Source organism: Pseudomonas sp. LBUM1678 (assembly GCF_059695575.1).
The window spans coordinates 4866551-4886653 of the sequence record NZ_CP166775.1 but is presented as its reverse complement, the minus strand read 5'-3'; the positions used below and the strand labels follow the sequence as shown (position 1 = coordinate 4886653).

Genomic DNA, 20103 nt, shown 5'->3' with positions numbered 1-20103 from the left:
AGGGCTGTTGTGGCGAGGGGATTCATCCCCGTTCGGCTGCGAAGCAGTCGTAAAACCGGCAGCTCGGTTTGTCTGAAACGCCTCAGTGAGGCTGATATTTTCAGGTCTGCTTCGCAGCCCAGCGGGGATAAATCCCCTCGCCACAATGGTTCTCACCAGACTTTTAGATCCCAGTCCTAAACCCACACCTTTTTTGCTAGAATCCGCAACGCGCCGCTCACCCGGCGCGTTTTTTTTGAATCCGGTTCACCCTTTACGAGGGTAGCCACCTGGAGAATCACCCATGACACAACAGATTGTCGTGGCGGCACTGTATAAGTTCGTCACCCTGGAAGATTACGTCACCCTGCGCGAGCCACTGCTGCAAGCCATGGTCGACAACGGCATCAAAGGCACGTTGCTGATCGCCGAAGAAGGCATCAACGGCACCGTGTCCGGCAGCCGCGAAGGCATTGACGGGCTGATGGCCTGGCTCAAGAACGACCCGCGCATGGACGACATCGACCACAAAGAGTCGTACTGCGACGACCAGCCGTTCTACCGCACCAAGGTCAAACTCAAGAAAGAAATCGTCACCCTCGGCGTCGAAGGCGTGGACCCGAACAAAAAGGTCGGCACCTACGTCGATCCACAGAACTGGAATGCGCTGATCAGCGATCCTGAAGTGCTGTTGATCGACACCCGCAACGATTACGAGGTCTCGATCGGCACCTTCGAAGGCGCCATCGACCCGAAAACCACCAGCTTTCGCGAATTCCCCGACTACATCAAAGCCCATTTCGACCCGGCCGTGCACAAGAAAGTCGCGATGTTCTGCACCGGCGGCATTCGGTGTGAGAAGGCCTCGAGCTATATGCTCAGCCAGGGTTTCGACGAGGTCTACCACCTCAAGGGCGGCATTCTGAAGTACCTCGAAGAGGTGCCGCAGGAAGAAACCAAATGGCAGGGCGACTGCTTCGTGTTCGACAACCGCGTGACCGTGCGCCATGACCTCAGCGAAGGCGACTACGATCAATGTCATGCCTGTCGTACGCCGATCAGTGTCGAAGACCGCGCGTCCGAGCACTATGTGGCCGGCATCAGTTGCCCGCATTGCTGGGATACGCTGAGCGAGAAAACCCGTCGCAGCGCCATTGATCGGCAGAAGCAGATCGAACTGGCCAAGGCGCGCAACCTGCCTCACCCGATCGGCTACAACTACAAGCAAACTCCTTCAGAGGCTTGAACCATGTCTGCCCAACGCCTGCTCTACGTGATGGACCCGATGTGCTCCTGGTGCTGGGGCTTTGCGCCGGTCGCCAACGCGCTGGTCGAGCAGGCGCAGGCGGCAGGGGTGGAGTTGCATCTGGTGGTGGGCGGTTTGCGCACCGGCAGCGGCTCCGCATTGGAGCCGACCACCCGGCGCTATATCCTTGAGCATTGGCAGGCCGTTACCCAGGCCACCGGCCAACCGTTCAAGACCGAAGGCGCGTTGCCTGACGGTTTTGTCTACGACACCGAGCCTGCGTGCCGGGCGCTGGTGACGGCGCGCAACCTGGCGCCGGATTGCGCGTGGAAACTGCTCGGGCTGATTCAACACGCGTTTTACGCCGAGGGCCGGGACGTCACCCACGCCAGTGTTCTGGTCGAGTTGGCCGAGCAGGCCGGTCTGCCGCGCATTGAGTTTGCTGCCGCGTTCGACCGTGCCGATCAGCACGCCGCGACCGCTGCCGATTTCACCTGGGTCCAGGACCTCGGCATCGCCGGATTCCCTACGCTGTTGGCCGAACGCAATGGTCAACTGGCGCTGTTGACCAATGGCTATCAACCGTTAAGTGAATTGTCGCCATTGCTCGGTCGCTGGCTGGAGCGCGCTGCCTGTGCATGACGTGCCCGATGACACGCCAGCTCCCAAGCGTGTCGATCGGCTGAGTTGGGCTGAAATCCGTCGCCTGGCCCTTCACCATAAAAAATCCCTGTGGATCGCCAATGGCGTGGCGGTATTGGCCACCCTGTGCAGCGTGCCGATTCCTTTGCTGCTGCCATTGCTGGTAGACGAAGTGCTGCTGGGTCACGGCGATTCCGCGCTGAAAATCATGAACCATGCGTTGCCTGAAGGCTGGCAGAAAGCGGCGGGCTACATCGGCCTGATGCTGCTGGTGACCTTTTTGCTGCGTTGTGGCGCCTTGCTGTTCAACGTGGTGCAGGCGAAGTTGTTCGCGGCGCTGGCCAAAGACATCGTGTATCGCATCCGCATACGGCTGATCGAACGGCTCAAGCGCATTTCCCTGGGTGAGTACGAAAGCCTGGGCAGCGGCACGGTGACCACGCACCTGGTCACGGACCTGGACACGCTGGACAAATTTGTCGGCGAGACACTCAGTCGATTCCTCGTGGCGATGCTGACCCTGGTCGGCACCGCGAGCATTCTGATCTGGATGCACTGGAAGCTGGCGCTGCTGATCATGCTGTTCAATCCGCTGGTGATCTACGCCACGGTGCAACTGGGCAAGCGGGTCAAGCACCTGAAGAAACTCGAGAACGACAGCACCTCGCGTTTCACCCAGGCCCTGACCGAGACCCTCGACTCGATTCAGGAAGTGCGTGCCGGCAACCGTCAGGGATTTTTCCTCGGGCGTCTGGGGCAGCGAGCCCGGGAAGTGCGCGATTACGCGGTGAATTCACAATGGAAGACCGATGCGTCGAACCGCGCCAGTGGCTTGCTGTTCCAGTTCGGCATCGATATTTTTCGCGCCGCGGCGATGCTCACCGTGTTGTTCTCCGACTTGTCCATCGGCCAGATGCTGGCGGTGTTCAGCTACCTGTGGTTCATGATCGGTCCGGTGGAGCAGCTGCTCAATTTGCAGTACGCCTATTACGCCGCCGGTGGTGCGCTGTCGCGGATCAACGAGCTGTTGGCCCGCGCCGATGAGCCGCAATACCCCGGCGGTGTCGATCCGTTCCAGGGACGCGACACCGTGGGCATCGAAGTCCAGGGCTTGAGTTTCGGATACGGCGACGAGTTGGTGTTGAACCAGATGGACCTGTCCATCGCCCCCGGTGAAAAAGTGGCGATCGTCGGTGCCAGTGGCGGTGGCAAGAGCACACTGGTGCAGTTGTTGCTGGGGTTGTACACGCCCCTTGCCGGGACCATCCGCTTTGGTGGCTCGACCCAGCAAGAGATCGGCCTGGAAACCGTGCGCGAAAACGTCGCCGTGGTCCTGCAACATCCCGCGCTGTTCAACGACACCGTGCGCGCCAACCTGACGATGGGCCGTGTACGCAGCGACGAGGCCTGCTGGCAAGCACTGGAAATAGCCCAGCTGAACCAAACTGTTCGAGAGTTGCCTGATGGTTTGGACAGCATCGTCGGACGTTCAGGTGTGCGTTTGTCCGGTGGCCAGCGGCAACGGCTGGCGATTGCGCGGATGGTGCTGGCCGAACCCAAGGTGGTGATTCTCGACGAGGCCACCTCGGCGCTGGACGCCGCCACCGAATACAACCTGCACCAGGCGCTGGCGCGGTTCCTGAGCAACCGCACCACGCTGATCATTGCGCACCGGTTGTCGGCGGTGAAGCAGGCCGATCGGGTGCTGGTGTTCGACGGCGGGCAAATTGCCGAGGATGGCGACCATCAGCAACTGATTGCCGAAGGTGGTTTATACGCCAAACTTTATGGGCATTTGCAGCAGCATTAATGACAGTTCGCGCGAAGTTGACGCCAGATTGCGCACAAATATGGCCGCTGGCTTGCCGGGATCGAATACGCACCCTAGTCTAGCTGTAGCGATCACGTTGGATGATGATCTGGCAGTGCTAATGCAAGGGACCTCATGAAGCAAAAGCGGACTCTCGGAACCCCAAGGTTGTTGGGCATCGTCTGGCCATTTATTGCCGTAGTGCTATTTCAAGCGCTGTTGGGCGGGGTCAGTCTTTATGTGCTTTCGGCGGTTCGCGGCTATGTTGCCGGGGAAAGCCTGTGGTCCAAGGGCCAGAAAGACGCCATCTATTACCTCAATCTCTACGCGGACAGTCGCGATGAGGCCATTTTCCTCAAGTACCAGAATGCCATTGCCGTACCGCAAGGTGGCCACGAATTGCGCGTGGCGTTGGATCACCAGCCACCGAATATCGAAGCCGCACGGGTGGCGATTCTCAAGGGTGGCAATCACCCCGATGACGTCTCCAGCCTGATCTGGCTGTACCTCAATTTCCGGCATTTCAGCTACCTGGAAAAAGCCATCGACCGCTGGACGGTGGGTGACGCGTACCTGGTGCAACTCGATAACGTCGCCCGGGAGATGCATCAGCGCATTACCGAAAGTCAGGCGTCGGACGCCGACATCAAGCGCTGGAAGGATCAGATATTTGCGATCAACGATGGTGTGACGCCTGCCGCCAAAGCCTTCAGCGATGCCTTGGGCGAGGGCTCGCGCTTGATTCTGCGCCTGTTGCTGGTGACCAACCTGGCCACGGCCCTGGGCTTGATTGCGTTGGCCCTGATGCGCACCCACAAACTGCTCAAGCAGCGCCATGCCTTTGCCGAAGCCCTGCAATTGGAGAAAGACCGCGCGCAGATCACCCTGCAATCCATTGGCGACGGGGTGATCACCACGGATGTCGACGGTGCAATCGCCTACATGAATCCCGCTGCCGAGGCGTTGACTCACTGGAAAGGCGAGCAGGCCGTCGGCTTGCCGCTGGCGGCCTTGTTCAATCTGCTGGATGACAATGCTCAAGCCGATGGCTTTACCTTGATCGAGCACATTTTGAGCGGACAGCTCAGCGGCGGCAGCGAACATTCCAAACTGATCCAGCGCCTGGATGGCAGCACCGTTTCGGTCACCCTGGTGGGGGCGCCGATCCGCAATGCCGACAAGGTCAGTGGCGCCGTGCTGGTGTTGCATGACATGACTCAGGAGCGGCAGTACATCGCCAATCTGTCCTGGCAGGCGACCCATGACGCCTTGACCGGGCTGGCCAATCGCCGCGAGTTCGAGTATCGCCTGGAGCAGGCGCTGCACAACCTGACGCGGTACGCCGGGCGCCACGCCTTGATGTTCCTTGACCTGGACCAGTTCAAACTGGTCAACGATACCTGCGGCCATGCTGCGGGAGACGAGCTGCTACGGCATATCTGCGCGCTGTTGCAATCGGGCCTGCGCGAAGGTGACACCCTGGCCCGGCTGGGCGGCGACGAGTTCGGCATTTTGCTGGAAAACTGTCCGCCTGAAGCGGCCGAGAAAATCGCCGAGAGCCTTCGCCATACCGTGCAGAACCTGCATTTTGTCTGGAAGGGCCGGCCATTCGTCACGACGGTGAGCATCGGGATGGTTCATGTTGCACAGAACCCGACCACCCTCGAAGCTTCGCTGCGTGCCGCTGATATGGCCTGTTACATGGCCAAGGAAAAGGGGCGTAACCGTGTTCAGGTGTATAACGCCGATGATTCGGAGCTGTCCCTGCGTTTCGGTGAGATGGCATGGGTACAGCGCCTGCACATGGCACTGGAAGAGGATCGCTTTTGCCTGTACTCACAGGAAATCGCACCCCTTGGACATACCGAACACGGCGGCGGGCATATAGAAATCCTGTTGCGTCTACATGATGAAGCCGGGCGCATGATATTGCCTGACAGTTTTATTCCGGCCGCCGAACGTTATGGCCTGATGACTGCACTTGATCGTTGGGTAGTGCAGAACGTCTTCAAGATTATTGCCCAATGTATAGCCGAAGAGCGCAAAGGTCCTTTGGCCATGTGTGCGATTAATCTGTCAGGCACTACTATCGGAGATGACGCGTTTCTGGACTTCCTGAAGGAACAGTTTGTTGTATGGGCAATTCCACCTGAAATGATTTGTTTTGAAATTACAGAAACCAGTGCAATTTCAAATCTGGGAAGTGCAATTAGATTTATCAATGAACTCAAAGGTTTAGGCTGCCATTTTTCATTGGATGACTTTTGCGCCGGGATGTCCTCATTCGCCTACTTGAAACATTTACCTGTAGACTTCTTGAAGATCGATGGAAGTTTCGTAAAGGACATGCTGGACGACCCGATTAACCGCGCCATGGTAGAAGTGATTAACCACATCGGCCATGTCATGGGTAAGCGTACGATTGCCGAGTTTGTAGAAACACCCCAGATCGAGCAGGCATTGCTGGAGATCGGGGTGGATTTCGCTCAAGGGTATGTCATTGAACGCCCGCATCTGTTTACCTGCGATAGTTTGCAAAGTCGTCCTGCCAGGCCTCAACCTTTGTTATTCAAGGCGCCTGGCACGTTCCGTTGAAATCTCTTGCTGATCCTAACAATCACAATCAAAAGGAGCCCGACAGTGATCGACACATTCAACCGAACCGGACCACTCATGGAAGCTGCAAGTTATCCCGTATGGGCGCAACAGCTCATCAAGGATTGCAGCGAGAGTAAGCGCCGGGTTGTCGAGCACGAACTGTATCAGCGCATGCGAGACAATAAGCTCAGCGCAAAGACCATGCGACAGTACCTTATTGGTGGCTGGCCCGTAGTTGAACAGTTCGCGTTATACATGGCACAAAACCTGACCAAGACTCGTTTTGCCCGCCATCCAGGTGAAGACATGGCGCGTCGCTGGTTGATGCGTAACATCCGTGTCGAACTTAACCATGCCGATTACTGGGTGAACTGGAGTCGCGCTCATGGTGTGAACCTGGAAGATCTTCAAGCGCAAGATGTTGCTCCTGAGTTGCACGCGTTAAGCCATTGGTGCTGGCATACCAGTTCGGCGGATTCGCTGATTGTCGCCATTGCCGCGACCAACTACGCCATCGAAGGCGCGACTGGGGAGTGGTCGGCACTGGTCTGCTCCAATGGGGTCTACGCGGCAGCGTTCCCTGAGGAAGATCGCAAGCGGGCCATGAAGTGGTTGAAGATGCACGCCCAGTACGACGATGCCCACCCATGGGAAGCGCTGGAAATCATCTGCACGCTGGCGGGCATGAACCCGAGCAAGTCCCTGCAAGTGGAGTTGCGCGAGGCTGTCTGCAAGAGCTACGACTATATGCACCTGTTTCTGGAGCGCTGCCTGCAACTGGAACACTCGGAAAAGGCTCCGGTCGCGCGTGAGCGCATGGTATTGGCGGAAAGCTGATCCATAGGCAACACACACCAAAAAAATGTGGGAGCGAGCCTGCTCGCGATAGCGGATTGTCAGTCAACATCATCGTTGAATGTCAGTCAGCATTCGCGAGCAAGCCCGCTCCCACATTGGTTATGTGACGCAGCTAAAAGTTTTAACCCGCCATGGCCAACCGGTTACGCCCTTCGCGCTTGGCGACATACAGCGCGCTGTCGGCCCGTCGCAACAAACTCTCGGCAGACTCGCCCGGCAGCAAGGTCGAGCAACCGAGGCTAACCGTCAGCTCGACCATATTGCCATCGGCTTTATAGTTTTGCGCCTGCGCGGCAAACCGCAGTCGTTCGCCGACCATGGCGGCGGCTTCACGGCTGGTGTTGGACAGCAGGATCAGGAACTCTTCGCCCCCAAACCGGAACACCATGTCCACATTGCGCAGCTGGTTTTTGATCGAGGCTGCGACAGCCTTCAGTACGTCATCGCCCGCACTGTGGCCGTAATTGTCGTTCACGTTTTTGAAGTGATCAATGTCCAGCATCAGTAGCGACAACGGCATCAAATGGCGTCGCGACATCTCTATTTCACGTTGCAAGGTCTGATCCATGGCGACGCGGTTGCCGGTGTCGGTCAATGGATCGCGCAGTGCACTTTGAGTCGCGGCACGGTAGAGCAGGGCGTTACGCATCGGGAACAGGAGAGTGGACAGCAACGACTCCAGATTGCCCTGTTCGTATTCGCTGAATCGCTGATTGCGGCGGAACACCAGTTCACCCAGGTTCTCGCCGTCATGGCTGAGGCTGTAGGTGACTGAATGATGGCCGCGCTGACCGAACTCCAGGCGCAAGTCGCTGGCCGGGTGCTGATAATTCAGCGCGTCCAGCGGTACGAGGCGCTGAATCTCGCGGAAGAAAAGTCCGAGAATACGTTGTGGCTCAAGACTGGTTTGCAGCTGCTGGCCGAGTTGCTGGCGCAATTGTGCAAGGCTGAATGGCCGCTCCAGAACGGGAGGTTGCTGACCAAAGCCCAGGCGTTGCAATTTGGCGCTGTCGAAGTCAATTGCGTTGGTCTGGGATGGTGATTTCATATGGCGTGAGCCCCTAAGCAGTAAGGCTGTCTTACAGGCTGGGTGAGAGCGGCTTTGGGCTGCGCGTCATACTGGTCCATCAGTCCCGTAGGACATTTGGCGCAAGTTTAGTCCGCTTTATCGAAGATTAGTAACCTATCGACTGCGGCGTCTGCCCGATTGCTTTCACACGGCGTGTCTGAGCAAATTTAGAGCGAAAGTCATGCCAATGAGTTCCTTCTAATAAAAAGCGTTCAAAATCAATGTTTTGAGAGGGTTTTGATGATTTTTTGCCCGGAAGGGCGACGGCGATTTGACTGAAGCGGGCATTGTTACAAGGCACTTTGAGTGTCGCGCCGGGAAATCGACGCGACACAAAAAGCGACGTGCGGTTGCTACTGAGCGTTAAAAGCCTGGCCGTTGATGCCCGTGCTGTCCGGGCCCATCAGGTAGAGGTAGACCGGCATGATCTCCTCGGGCGTCGGATTGTTCAGCGGATTTTCACCCGGGTAGGCCTGGGCGCGCATGCTGGTGCGGGTGGCGCCCGGGTTGATGCTGTTGGAGCGCACCGGTGCCACGGTGTCGACTTCGTCGGCCAGGGTTTGCATCAGGCCTTCGGTGGCGAACTTGGACACGCCATAAGCGCCCCAATACGCACGACCCTTGCGACCAACGCTGCTGGAGGTGAACACCACCGAAGCGTCCTGTGACAGCTTGAGCAAAGGCAGCAAGGTGCTGGTGAGCATGAACATGGCGTTGACGTTAACGTGCATGACGCGCATGAAGTTCTCGCCTGACAGCTGCTCGATCGGCGTGCGCGGACCAATGATCGACGCGTTATGCAGCAAACCGTCGAGGTGGCCGAACTCTGTTTCGATCATCGCGGCCAGCTCGTCGTACTGATGAGGCAGAGCGGTTTCGAGGTTGAACGGGATTACCGCAGGTTGCGGATGCCCGGCCGCTTCGATCTCGTCATAGACCTGAGTCAGGTTGGCTTCGGTCTTGCCCAGCAGCAATACGGTTGCGCCATGGGCGGCGTAGGTTTTCGCAGCCGCAGCGCCAATGCCGCGACCTGCGCCGGTGACCAGGATGACCCGGTCCTTGAGCAATTCAGGGCGGGCGGAATAATCAAACATAAGAAACCTCACAACAATTCAACACAAAGGCGGACACCGAACCTGTGGCGAGGGAGCTTGCTCCCGCTCGGCTGCGAAGCAGTCGTCAAATCAGCAGATATGGTGTGCCTGACAGAATGCGGTTGTAGATAGAGGGGACGCTTCGCGCCCCAGCGGGAGCAAGCTCCCTCGCCACAAAATCTGCGGTGCCTAGCAGCTACAGAGGGCGCTATCCAAAACCTTGCGCAACTCCAGCGGATGATCAACCACCACATCCGCCCCCCAATGCCGCGGGTTGTCGTCCGGGTGAATGTACCCATAGGTCACGGCAGCCGTTTTGGTGCCGGCATCGCGACCGGACTCGATATCGCGCAGATCATCGCCCACAAACAGCACGCTGGCCGGGTCCAGGTTGAGCATCTTGCACGCCAGGATCAGCGGCTCAGGGTCCGGCTTGCTGTTCTTCACATGGTCCGGGCAAATCAGCAGCGCCGAGCGGTCAGCCAGCCCCAGTCGTTGCATGATCGGTTCGGCGAAGCGCACAGGCTTGTTGGTCACCACGCCCCAGATCAGGTTGGCCTTTTCAATGTCGGCCAGTAGCTCGCCCATGCCGTCGAACAGCTTGCTGTGAACCGCGCAATCCTTGAGGTAGCGCTCGAGGAACTCCAGGCGCAGTGCTTCAAATCCTGGGGATTCCGGGTCCATGGAGAAGGTCACGGCGACCATCGCCTTGGCGCCGCCGGAAATCTCGTCGCGGATGTGTTTGTCGTTCACCGGCGGCAAGCCGCGATCGGCGCGCATCGCCTGGCAGATGGCAATGAAGTCCGGCGCGGTGTCGAGCAGCGTGCCGTCCATGTCGAAAAGGACTGCTCTGATACGCATCGGCTTATTCCTCCCGCAGGGTCTGGATCATGTAGTTGACGTCCACATCGGCCGCCAGTTTGTAGTGCTTGGTCAGCGGGTTGTAAGTCAGCCCGATGATGTCCTTGACGGTCAGGCCGGCCATGCGGCTCCAGGCACCCAACTCGGAAGGGCGGATGAATTTCTTGAAGTCGTGAGTGCCGCGTGGCAGCAGCTTCATGATGTATTCAGCGCCGACGATGGCGAACAGATACGCCTTCGGATTGCGGTTGATGGTGGAGAAAAACACCTGGCCGCCCGGTTTGACCATTTTGAAGCAGGCGCGGATAACCGAAGACGGATCCGGTACGTGCTCGAGCATTTCCAGGCAGGTAACCACGTCGAACTGCTCGGGCATTTCTTCTGCCAGTGCTTCGGCGGTGATCTGCCGGTATTCGACGCTCACCCCGGATTCCAGCTGATGCAATTGCGCGACCGCCAAGGGTGCTTCGCCCATGTCGATGCCCATGACAGTAGCACCGCGCTGGGCCATGGCTTCACTGAGAATGCCGCCACCGCAGCCCACATCGAGGACTTTCTTGCCGGCCAGGTTGACCCGCTCGTCAATCCAGTTGACCCGCAGCGGGTTGATGTCGTGCAGCGGTTTGAACTCGCTTTCGCGGTCCCACCAGCGATGGGCCAGGGCTTCGAATTTGGCGATTTCGGCGTAGTCGACGTTGCTCATGGTTTAAGTCCTCTGAAACTTGAAAAATCCTGTTGCCCCGGTGTTCAGTCCGGGGGGCTTACTATTCGGTGTGGCCGCTGATGCGTTGACCCCAGGCCTTGGCGGTGGCGCAGAGCTGTTCTTCGTCCAGGCGGGTCAGGCGACGGTCGTCGAGCAGTTGCTTGCCGGCGACCCACAGGTGTTTCACGCAGTCCCGGCCGGTGGCGTATATAAGTTGCGAAACCGGATCGTAGACCGGCTGCTGTGCCAGGCCCGACAGGTCGAACGCCACGATGTCCGCCGCTTTGCCGACTTCCAGCGAGCCGACTTCAGCCTCGATCCCCAGCGCGCGGGCGCCGTTGAGCGTGGCCATACGCAGCGCGCGATGGGCGTCCAGCGCGGTGGCCGAGCCGGCGACAGCCTTGGCCAGCAACGCGGCGGTGCGGGTTTCGCCGAGCAAATCGAGGTCATTATTACTGGCCGCGCCATCGGTGCCGACGGCGACGTTGACGCCGGCCTGCCACAGGCGCTCGACCGGGCAGAAGCCGCTGGCCAGCTTGAGGTTGGATTCCGGGCAATGAATCACACTGGTGTTGCTTTCTACCAGCAACACCAGGTCTTCATCGCTGATTTGGGTCATGTGAACCGCCTGGAAGCGCGGCCCGAGCAGGCCAAGGCGCCCGAGTCGAGCCAGTGGGCGTTCACCGCGCTGCTCGACCGATTGCTGCACTTCGAAAGCGGTTTCGTGGACATGCATGTGAATCGAGGCGTCCAGTTCTTCGGCGATCACCCGGATTTTTTCCAGGTTTTCGTCGCCCACGGTATAGGGCGCATGGGGGCCGAACGTGACTTTGATGCGTTCGTGGTGCTTGAGATCGCCGAACAGTTCGACGCCCTGACGAATGGCCTCATCCGCCGTGCTGGCACCTGGAATCGGGAAGTCGAGGATCGGAATCGCGATCTGTGCGCGAATACCGCTGTTATGCACGCGCTCGCTGGCAACCTTCGGGAAGAAATACATGTCAGAGAAGCAGGTGATGCCACCTTTTATCTGCTCGGCGATGGCCAGGTCAGTACCATCGCGGACGAACGCTTCATCGACCCACTTGGCCTCGGCCGGCCAAATGTGGTTTTCCAGCCAGGTCATCAGCGGCAGATCGTCGGCCAGGCCCCGGAACAGTGTCATCGCCGCATGCCCGTGGGCATTGATCAGGCCGGGGCTGAGCAACATGTCCGGCAACTCACGCACTTCAGTTGCGTTAAGCTTCAGCGCAGCCGCCCGCGGGCCGATAAACACGATGCGCCCGTCGCGAATGCCCAGGCCGTGCTCTTTGAGGACAACACCAGCGGGTTCGACGGGTACCAGCCAGGTCGGCAGCAATAACAGGTCGAGCGCAGCGGCAGTGTTCGGCATCGAGGGTCGGTTCCAGTGCTTTTGTAAAGGATGGCGAAGTATACCCGAGCGTCTTCGCGGGGGGATCGCTATAATCGGCGGCTTTTGTTCATGAGTGCGGGGTGTGGGATGCGCGATCGACTGTTGGCTGCGGAGAAGGTGAAGGCCATCGATTGGCGTGATGGCGCCCTGTACCTGCTGGACCAGCGTATTTTGCCGTTCGAGGAAACGTGGATCGCCTACACCAGCGCCGCTGGCGTGGCCGAGGCCATTCGCTCGATGGTAGTGCGCGGCGCGCCGGCGATTGGCATCAGTGCCGCGTATGCCATGGTGCTTGCAGCCCGCGCCCGAATTGCCGAGGGCGGTGACTGGCAGGCAGCGTGGGAAGAGGATTACGCGTTGCTGGCCGATTCTCGTCCAACGGCGGTGAATCTGTTCTGGGCCTTGGCCCGCATGCGTGATCGCCTTGATCGTCTCAAGGGCAATGCCGACCCTTTGGCGGCGCTGGAGGCGGAGGCCATCGCCATTCATGAAAGCGATCGCGAAGCCAACCTGACCATGGCGCAACTGGGTGTGGACCTGATCCGCAAGCACCAGGGTAACGCCCAGGCAATCCTGACCCATTGCAACACCGGCGCACTGGCCACCGGCGGCTTTGGCACGGCGCTGGGGGTGATTCGCGGGGCCTTTATCGAAGGCATGGTCGAGCGCGTTTACGCCGATGAAACCCGCCCATGGCTGCAAGGTTCGCGATTGACCGCGTGGGAATTGGCCAATGAAGGCATCCCCGTGACCGTCAACGCCGACTCCGCCGCTGCGCACATCATGAAAACCAAAGGCGTGACCTGGGTGATCGTCGGCGCGGACCGGATCACCGCCAATGGCGACGTGGCCAACAAGATCGGTACTTATCAGCTGGCGGTCAACGCCATGCACCACGGCGTGCGTTTCATGGTGGTGGCGCCGAGTTCGACCATCGACATGAACCTGGCCAGCGGCGACGAGATTCCTATTGAAGAACGCGATGGTCGCGAGTTGCTGGAAGTCGGCGGCAATCGGGTAGGAGCGGATGTCGATGCGTTCAACCCGGTGTTCGACGTGACCCCGGCGGACCTGATCGATGCGATCGTCACCGAGAAAGGCATCGTCGAACGCCCGGATACCGCGAAAATGGCGCAGTTGATGTGCCGTAAGCGCCTGCATTGAGAGCGTCCGGCGCCTTGTGAATCGCCATCGCCAGCAGGCTGGCTCCCACAGGTTTTGTGATCGACACCGATCCTGTGGGAGCCAGCCTGCTGGCGATGAGGCCCTCAAAGTCAATAAACATCCGTAATTCAGCTGCCAATTCTACATTCGGAGCGGCTCTAAGCCTCTCTGGTCCCCTTTCAGCCTGTCACCAGTCAACTAACTACACTCCATGCGCATCTGGGGGATAGGTGCGTGGCGGCTCTTGTGATAACATCCGGCGTTTTCCGAGGCAGTCCCACGGGGTTGTCTTTACTGCGCAAATCCATGGTTCATCTTGTTGATTTGTCGTAAGTCGGTGCATGGCACTCAGCCTGCAGCGGCGAGCTTCGTTCGTCCCATATGGATGTGACGAAGTTTCACCAGAAAAAGGAATCGAGCTTCTCATGGGCGAACTGGCCAAAGAAATCCTCCCGGTCAATATCGAAGACGAGCTGAAGCAGTCCTACCTCGACTACGCAATGAGCGTAATCGTCGGGCGGGCCCTGCCGGATGCGCGCGATGGCTTGAAGCCCGTGCACCGGCGTGTGCTGTTCGCGATGAGCGAGCTGGGCAACGACTTCAACAAGCCGTACAAGAAATCTGCCCGTGTTGTCGGTGACGTAATCGGTAAGTATCACCCGCACGGTGATACCGCGGTCTACGACACCATCGTCCGGATGGCGCAGCCATTCTCGCTGCGCTACCTGCTGGTAGACGGCCAGGGCAACTTCGGTTCAGTGGACGGCGACAACGCCGCCGCCATGCGATACACCGAAGTGCGCATGACCAAGCTGGCGCACGAGCTGCTGGCTGACCTGCACAAAGAAACCGTGGACTGGGTGCCGAACTACGACGGCACCGAAATGATCCCGGCGGTCATGCCGACCCGTATCCCCAACCTTTTGGTCAACGGCTCCAGCGGTATCGCCGTGGGCATGGCGACCAACATCCCGCCGCACAACCTCGGTGAAGTCATCGACGGTTGCCTGGCCCTCATCGACAACCCTGAGTTGACCATCGATGAGCTGATGCAATACATCCCCGGCCCGGACTTCCCGACCGCCGCGATCATCAACGGTCGCGCCGGCATCATCGAAGCCTACCGCACCGGTCGCGGGCGCATTTACATGCGCGCCCGCTCGATGATCGAAGACATCGACAAGGTCGGTGGCCGTCAGCAGATCGTCATCACCGAACTCCCTTACCAGCTGAACAAGGCCCGTCTGATCGAGAAGATCGCCGAGCTGGTAAAAGAGAAGAAGCTCGAAGGCATCACCGAACTGCGCGACGAGTCCGACAAGGACGGTATGCGCGTTGTGATCGAGCTGCGTCGCGGCGAAGTGCCTGAGGTGATCCTCAACAACCTCTACGCCCAGACCCAGCTGCAAGCCGTATTCGGTATCAACATCGTTGCGCTGATCGACGGCCGTCCGCGGATCCTGAACCTCAAGGATCTTCTGGAAGCCTTCGTTCGTCACCGTCGCGAAGTCGTTACCCGTCGTACCGTGTTCGAACTGCGCAAAGCGCGCGAACGTGGCCACATCCTGGAAGGTCAAGCGGTTGCCCTGTCGAACATCGACCCGGTCATCGCCCTGATCAAGGCTTCGCCGACGCCGTCGGAAGCCAAGGAAGCGCTGATCAAGACCGCGTGGGAATCTTCCGCTGTGGTCGCGATGGTTGAGCGCGCCGGTGCCGACTCTTGCCGTCCGGAGACCCTGGACCCGCAATACGGTCTGCGCGAAGGCAAATACTTCCTGTCGCCGGAACAGGCACAAGCCATTCTGGAACTGCGTCTGCACCGCCTGACCGGTCTGGAACATGAAAAGCTGCTGGCCGAGTATCAAGAGATCCTCAACCAGATCGGCGAGCTGATCCGCATCCTCAGCAGCGCCACGCGCCTGATGGAAGTGATCCGCGAAGAGCTGGAAGTGATCCGTGCCGAATACGGCGACGTGCGCCGCACCGAGATTCTCGATGCCCGTCTCGACCTGACCCTGGGTGACATGATCCCGGAAGAAGAGCGCGTCGTGACCATCTCCCACGGTGGCTACGCCAAGACCCAGCCGTTGGCTGCGTACCAGGCTCAGCGTCGTGGCGGTAAAGGCAAATCGGCGACCGGCGTGAAGGATGAGGACTACATTGCTCACCTGCTGGTCGCCAACAGCCACACCACGCTGCTGCTGTTCTCCAGCAAAGGCAAAGTGTACTGGCTGAAAACCTACGAAATTCCCGAAGCGTCCCGCGCTGCCCGTGGTCGTCCGTTGGTCAACCTGCTGCCGCTGGACAGTGATGAATACATCACCACCATGCTGCCGGTCGAGGAATACACCGAAGGTCACTTCATCTTCATGGCCACTGCCAAAGGCACCGTGAAGAAGACCCCGCTGGAATCCTTCAGCCGTCAACGCAGCGTCGGCTTGATCGCGCTGGAACTGGACGAAGGTGACGTACTGATTTCTGCGGCCATTACCGATGGCGAGCGCGAAGTCATGCTGTTCTCCGACGGCGGCAAGGTCACTCGCTTCAAGGAAACCGACGTTCGCGCCATGGGCCGTACCGCTCGCGGTGTCCGCGGCATGCGCCTGCCGGAAGGCCAGAAGCTGATTTCCATGCTGATCCCGGAAGAAGGCAGCGAGATCCTTACGGCTTCGGCCCGTGGTTTCGGCAAGCGCACGGCGATCTCCGAGTTCCCTGAGTACAAACGTGGCGGTCAGGGCGTTATCGCCATGGTCAGCAACGACCGTAACGGCCGTCTGGTCGGCGCAGTCCAGGTGCTCGATGGCGAGGAAATCATGTTGATCTCCGACCAGGGCACCCTGGTGCGTACCCGTGTCGACGAAGTCTCCAGTCTGGGCCGTAACACCCAGGGCGTAACCCTGATCAAACTGGCCAGTGATGAAACGCTGGTCGGTCTGGAGCGAGTTCAGGAGCCGTCGGAAGTCGAGGGCGAAGAGCTTGAGGGTGAAGAGGGTGAAGAGGGTGCGGTGTTCGACGGCGAAGTCGTGATCGACGACGTTGTTGAAGATCAGCAACTCGACGCCGCTGCTGACGAAGAGCCACAAGAGTAAGTGGACAAACAGGGGGCGGATGAAAATTCGCCCCCTTGTTGTTTGTCCGGACGAAAAATTCGAAATCGGTGGAGATCCCCTTGTGGGAGCGAGCCTGCTCGCGATGCAGGCGCTGCGGTACCTCAGAAACACCGCGGTGATGCATTCGCGAGCAGGCTCGCTCCCACAGATGTTTTGCTTTAGCAGGGATCTGTGTCGATTGATGTTGTGATTTATTGCGTGATTACCACCAAATCAGAGCGAGATTGGATGTGAGCAAGAGAGCCTATAACTTCTGTGCCGGTCCTGCGGCACTTCCCGAAGCTGTCCTGCAGCGCGCCCAGGGTGAACTCCTTGATTGGCACGGCAAAGGACTGTCGGTCATGGAAATGAGTCATCGCAGTGATGAGTTCGTGTCCATCGCCACCAAGGCCGAGCAGGATCTGCGTGATCTGCTGAATATCCCCTCGAACTATAAAGTGCTGTTTCTGCAAGGTGGCGCCAGCCAGCAATTTGCTCAGATCCCTCTGAACCTGTTGCCGGAAAGCGGCACCGCCGACTATATCGACACCGGTATCTGGTCGCAGAAAGCCATCGAAGAAGCGTCGCGCTACGGTAACGTCAACGTTGCCGCCACCGCCAAGCCTTACGACTATTTCGCGATTCCCGGTCAGAACGAATGGAACCTGTCGAAAGACGCGGCCTACGTTCACTACGCGCCGAACGAAACCATTGGCGGTCTGGAATTCAACTGGGTCCCGGAAACCGGTGACGTCCCGCTGGTCGCCGACATGTCCTCGGACATCCTCTCGCGTCCGATCGATGTTTCGCGCTTCGGCATGATCTACGCCGGCGCACAGAAAAACATCGGCCCGAGCGGCATCGTCGTCAACATCGTTCGCGAAGACCTGTTGGGTCACGCCCGTTCCCTGTGCCCGACCATGCTCAACTACAAGGTCGCGGCCGATAACGGCTCGATGTACAACACGCCGCCAACCCTGGCCTGGTATCTGTCGGGTCTGGTATTCGAATGGCTGAAAGAGCAGGGTGGTGTTGAAGCCATCGGCAAGCTCAACGAAGTGAAGCAGCGCACGCTGTACGACTTCATTGACGCCAGCGGCTTGTACAGCAACCCGATCAACAAGTCGGATCGCTCGTGGATGAACGTGCCGTTCCGCCTGGCTGACGATCGTCTCGACAAGCCATTCCTGGTCGGTGCCGAAGAGCGTGGCCTGCTGAACCTCAAGGGTCACCGTTCCGTGGGCGGCATGCGTGCCTCCATCTATAACGCCGTCGACATCGTTGCGGTCAACGCACTGATTTCGTACATGGCAGAGTTCGAGAAGGAACACGGCTAATGTCTGAGCAAGAACTCAAGGCACTGCGCGTTCGCATTGATGCTCTGGACACCAAAGTCCTGGAGCTGATCAGCGAGCGCGCACGCTGCGCCCAGGAAGTTGCGCGAGTAAAGATGGCCTCGCTGGCCGAAGGCGAAGTGCCGGTGTTCTATCGTCCTGAGCGTGAAGCTCAGGTGCTCAAGCGCGTGATGGAGCGTAACCAGGGACCGCTGGGCAACGAAGAGATGGCGCGTTTGTTCCGCGAAATCATGTCCTCGTGCCTGGCCCTCGAACAGCCGCTGAAAGTGGCTTACCTCGGCCCTGAAGGCACCTTCACCCAAGCCGCAGCCATGAAGCACTTCGGTCACGCCGTGATCAGCAAACCGATGGCGGCGATCGACGAAGTGTTCCGCGAAGTGGCGGCCGGTGCGGTGAATTTTGGCGTGGTCCCGGTGGAAAACTCCACCGAAGGCGCGGTCAACCACACGCTAGACAGCTTCCTCGAACACGACATGGTCATCTGTGGCGAAGTCGAGTTGCGGATCCACCATCACTTGCTGGTCGGTGAAAACACCAAGACCGACAGCATCAGCCGCATCTACTCCCACGCCCAGTCCCTGGCCCAGTGCCGCAAGTGGCTGGACGCGCACTACCCGAATGTCGAGCGCGTGGCGGTTTCGAGTAACGCCGAAGCGGCCAAGCGGGTCAAGGGTGAGTGGAACTCGGCGGCGATTGCCGGCGACATGGCGGCAGGCCTGTACGGGCTGACCCGTCTGGCCGAGAAAATCGAGGATCGCCCGGACAACTCCACGCGCTTCCTGATGATCGGCAGCCAGGAAGTGCCGCCGACCGGCGATGACAAGACCTCGATCATCGTCTCCATGAGCAACAAGCCCGGTGCGCTCCACGAGTTGCTGGTGCCGTTCCACGACAATGGCATCGACCTGACGCGAATCGAGACGCGTCCTTCGCGCAGCGGTAAATGGACCTACGTGTTCTTCATCGACTTCGTCGGCCACCACCGTGATCCGTTGATCAAAGGTGTATTGGAAAAGATCAGTCAGGAAGCAGTAGCACTCAAAGTGCTGGGTTCCTACCCGAAAGCAGTTCTCTAAGGGGTAGCAAATGAGTGGTGACTTCCTCGCTCTGGCACAGCCGGGCGTGCAACAACTTTCGCCTTATGTTCCGGGCAAACCCGTGGACGAACTGGCGCGCGAGCTGAACATCGATCCAGCCAGAATCATCAAGCTGGCCAGCAATGAAAACCCGTTGGGCGCCAGTCCAAAGGCGCTGGCGGCCATTCGCGAAGAACTGGCCGATCTGACCCGCTATCCGGACGGCAACGGTTTTGCGCTCAAGACCCTGCTGGCCGAGCAGTGCCGCGTCGAGCTGAGTCAGGTGACGCTGGGCAACGGTTCCAACGACATTCTGGAGCTGGTGGCGCGCGCTTATCTGGCGCCCGGCCTGAACGCAGTGTTCAGCGAGCATGCCTTTGCGGTCTATCCGATCGTCACGCAAGCCGTCGGCGCTACGGCCAAAGTGATCCCGGCCAAAGACTGGGGTCATGATCTGTCGGCCATGCTGGCCGCGATCGATGCCGATACCCGTGTGGTGTTCATCGCCAATCCGAACAACCCGACCGGGACCTGGTTCGGTGCCGAAGCGCTGGACGAATTCCTGCAGGACGTACCGGAACACGTGCTGGTGGTGCTGGACGAGGCCTACATCGAATACGCCGAAGGTGGCGACTTGCCGGATGGCCTGGACTTCCTGGCGGCGTACCCGAACCTGCTGGTCTCGCGCACGTTCTCCAAGGCTTATGGCCTGGCGGCGCTGCGGGTCGGTTATGGCTTGTCCACCGCCGTGGTCGCCGATGTGCTGAACCGCGTACGTCAGCCGTTCAACGTGAACAGCCTGGCCCTGGCCGCTGCGTGCGCTGCGCTGCAAGACACCGATTACCTGGCTGAAAGCCGCCGCATGAACGAATCCGGCATGCAGCAACTGGAAGCGGGTTTCCGTGAGCTGGGGCTGAGCTGGATTCCGTCCAAAGGCAACTTCATCTGCGTCGATATGGGGCAGGTCGCTGCGCCAATTTTCCAGGGGTTGTTGCGCGAAGGCATGATCGTGCGTCCGGTGGCCAACTACGGCATGCCGAACCATCTGCGCATCACCATCGGTTTGCCGGCTGAAAACAGCCGCTTCCTTGAGGCGCTGACCAAGGTTCTGGCTCGTGGTTGATGTCACTGCACTGCAATCTGCT

15 protein-coding genes are annotated in these 20103 nt (G+C 59.2%); 10 read left to right on the top strand and 5 right to left on the bottom strand.

The annotated features are described in order from the left end of the window. Positions 1 to 283: 283 nt before the first annotated feature. The 5 genes from trhO to ACA070_RS22115 all read left to right on the top strand — a co-directional run bounded on the left by trhO (position 284) and on the right by ACA070_RS22115 (position 7112). Positions 284 to 1225, top strand: coding sequence for an oxygen-dependent tRNA uridine(34) hydroxylase TrhO (gene trhO, locus ACA070_RS22135; protein WP_497448345.1), 942 nt, complete (start codon positions 284 to 286; stop codon positions 1223 to 1225). A gap of 39 nt (positions 1226 to 1264) precedes the next feature. Continuing rightward, positions 1265 to 1867 carry a DsbA family protein gene (locus tag ACA070_RS22130; protein WP_497452007.1) on the top strand — a complete coding sequence of 201 codons (603 nt, stop codon included), beginning with the start codon at positions 1265 to 1267 and terminating at the stop codon, positions 1865 to 1867. Further along, positions 1860 to 3677: an ABC transporter ATP-binding protein gene (locus ACA070_RS22125; protein WP_497448344.1), complete on the top strand. Its 1818-nt coding sequence runs from the start codon at positions 1860 to 1862 to the stop codon at positions 3675 to 3677. The genes ACA070_RS22130 and ACA070_RS22125 overlap by 8 nt, the downstream gene beginning before the upstream one ends. 135 nt (positions 3678 to 3812) lie before the next feature. Continuing rightward, positions 3813 to 6272, top strand: coding sequence for an EAL domain-containing protein (locus tag ACA070_RS22120; RefSeq protein ID WP_497448343.1), 2460 nt, complete (start codon positions 3813 to 3815; stop codon positions 6270 to 6272). Positions 6273 to 6317: 45 nt separating this feature from the next. Further along, entirely contained in the window at positions 6318 to 7112 is a 795-nt protein-coding gene (locus ACA070_RS22115) for an iron-containing redox enzyme family protein (RefSeq protein WP_497448342.1), read from the top strand. A 142-nt stretch (positions 7113 to 7254) separates the two neighbouring features. Here the strand turns inward: ACA070_RS22115 and ACA070_RS22110 are convergent, their stop codons facing one another. The 5 genes from ACA070_RS22110 to ACA070_RS22090 form a co-directional block, all read right to left on the bottom strand. Continuing rightward, positions 7255 to 8181 carry a GGDEF domain-containing protein gene (locus ACA070_RS22110; RefSeq protein WP_497448341.1) on the bottom strand — a complete coding sequence of 309 codons (927 nt, stop codon included), beginning with the start codon at positions 8179 to 8181 and terminating at the stop codon, positions 7255 to 7257. 374 nt (positions 8182 to 8555) lie between these two features. After that, a complete protein-coding gene (locus ACA070_RS22105; protein WP_007899713.1) occupies positions 8556 to 9296 on the bottom strand; it encodes a YciK family oxidoreductase in 741 nt (246 codons plus the stop codon). 189 nt (positions 9297 to 9485) lie between these two features. Continuing rightward, a complete protein-coding gene (gene mupP / locus ACA070_RS22100) occupies positions 9486 to 10157 on the bottom strand; it encodes an N-acetylmuramic acid 6-phosphate phosphatase MupP (protein ID WP_497448340.1) in 672 nt (223 codons plus the stop codon). 4 nt (positions 10158 to 10161) lie between these two features. Beyond that, positions 10162 to 10860: a bifunctional 2-polyprenyl-6-hydroxyphenol methylase/3-demethylubiquinol 3-O-methyltransferase UbiG gene (ubiG, locus tag ACA070_RS22095; protein ID WP_109633737.1), complete on the bottom strand. Its 699-nt coding sequence runs from the start codon at positions 10858 to 10860 to the stop codon at positions 10162 to 10164. Positions 10861 to 10921: 61 nt separating this feature from the next. Then, complete coding sequence (locus ACA070_RS22090; RefSeq protein WP_497448339.1) at positions 10922 to 12253, bottom strand: TRZ/ATZ family hydrolase; 1332 nt, start codon at positions 12251 to 12253, stop codon at positions 10922 to 10924. A gap of 108 nt (positions 12254 to 12361) precedes the next feature. Here ACA070_RS22090 and mtnA point away from each other — a divergent pair, with 108 nt between their 5' ends. From mtnA to hisC, 5 genes are all read left to right on the top strand, one after another. Continuing rightward, positions 12362 to 13438, top strand: a complete 1077-nt coding sequence (gene mtnA, locus ACA070_RS22085; protein ID WP_497448338.1) for an S-methyl-5-thioribose-1-phosphate isomerase — start codon at positions 12362 to 12364, stop codon at positions 13436 to 13438. A gap of 425 nt (positions 13439 to 13863) precedes the next feature. Continuing rightward, on the top strand, positions 13864 to 16527 hold the full coding sequence (gene gyrA / locus ACA070_RS22080; protein ID WP_461955117.1) for a DNA gyrase subunit A: 2664 nt from the start codon (positions 13864 to 13866) through the stop codon (positions 16525 to 16527). Between the two features lie 251 nt (positions 16528 to 16778). Further along, positions 16779 to 17864, top strand: coding sequence for a 3-phosphoserine/phosphohydroxythreonine transaminase (gene serC, locus ACA070_RS22075; protein WP_056744078.1), 1086 nt, complete (start codon positions 16779 to 16781; stop codon positions 17862 to 17864). Further along, positions 17864 to 18958: a prephenate dehydratase gene (pheA, locus tag ACA070_RS22070; RefSeq protein ID WP_028620536.1), complete on the top strand. Its 1095-nt coding sequence runs from the start codon at positions 17864 to 17866 to the stop codon at positions 18956 to 18958. Before serC ends, pheA begins: the two co-directional genes overlap by 1 nt. Before the next feature lie 10 nt (positions 18959 to 18968). After that, entirely contained in the window at positions 18969 to 20081 is a 1113-nt protein-coding gene (gene hisC / locus ACA070_RS22065; protein WP_497448337.1) for a histidinol-phosphate transaminase, read from the top strand. The last annotated feature ends 22 nt before the right edge of the window (positions 20082 to 20103 follow it).

Coding starts and splice junctions, on each gene's coding strand:
- trhO (WP_497448345.1), top strand. CDS start 284: ATGACACAACAGATTGTCGTGGCGGCACTGTATAAGTTCGTCACCCTG.
- ACA070_RS22130 (WP_497452007.1), top strand. CDS start 1,265: ATGTGCTCCTGGTGCTGGGGCTTTGCGCCGGTCGCCAACGCGCTGGTC.
- ACA070_RS22120 (WP_497448343.1), top strand. CDS start 3,813: ATGAAGCAAAAGCGGACTCTCGGAACCCCAAGGTTGTTGGGCATCGTC.
- ACA070_RS22110 (WP_497448341.1), bottom strand. CDS start 8,181: ATGAAATCACCATCCCAGACCAACGCAATTGACTTCGACAGCGCCAAA.
- ACA070_RS22105 (WP_007899713.1), bottom strand. CDS start 9,296: ATGTTTGATTATTCCGCCCGCCCTGAATTGCTCAAGGACCGGGTCATC.
- mupP (WP_497448340.1), bottom strand. CDS start 10,157: ATGCGTATCAGAGCAGTCCTTTTCGACATGGACGGCACGCTGCTCGAC.
- ubiG (WP_109633737.1), bottom strand. CDS start 10,860: ATGAGCAACGTCGACTACGCCGAAATCGCCAAATTCGAAGCCCTGGCC.
- ACA070_RS22090 (WP_497448339.1), bottom strand. CDS start 12,253: ATGCCGAACACTGCCGCTGCGCTCGACCTGTTATTGCTGCCGACCTGG.
- mtnA (WP_497448338.1), top strand. CDS start 12,362: ATGCGCGATCGACTGTTGGCTGCGGAGAAGGTGAAGGCCATCGATTGG.
- gyrA (WP_461955117.1), top strand. CDS start 13,864: ATGGGCGAACTGGCCAAAGAAATCCTCCCGGTCAATATCGAAGACGAG.
- pheA (WP_028620536.1), top strand. CDS start 17,864: ATGTCTGAGCAAGAACTCAAGGCACTGCGCGTTCGCATTGATGCTCTG.
- hisC (WP_497448337.1), top strand. CDS start 18,969: ATGAGTGGTGACTTCCTCGCTCTGGCACAGCCGGGCGTGCAACAACTT.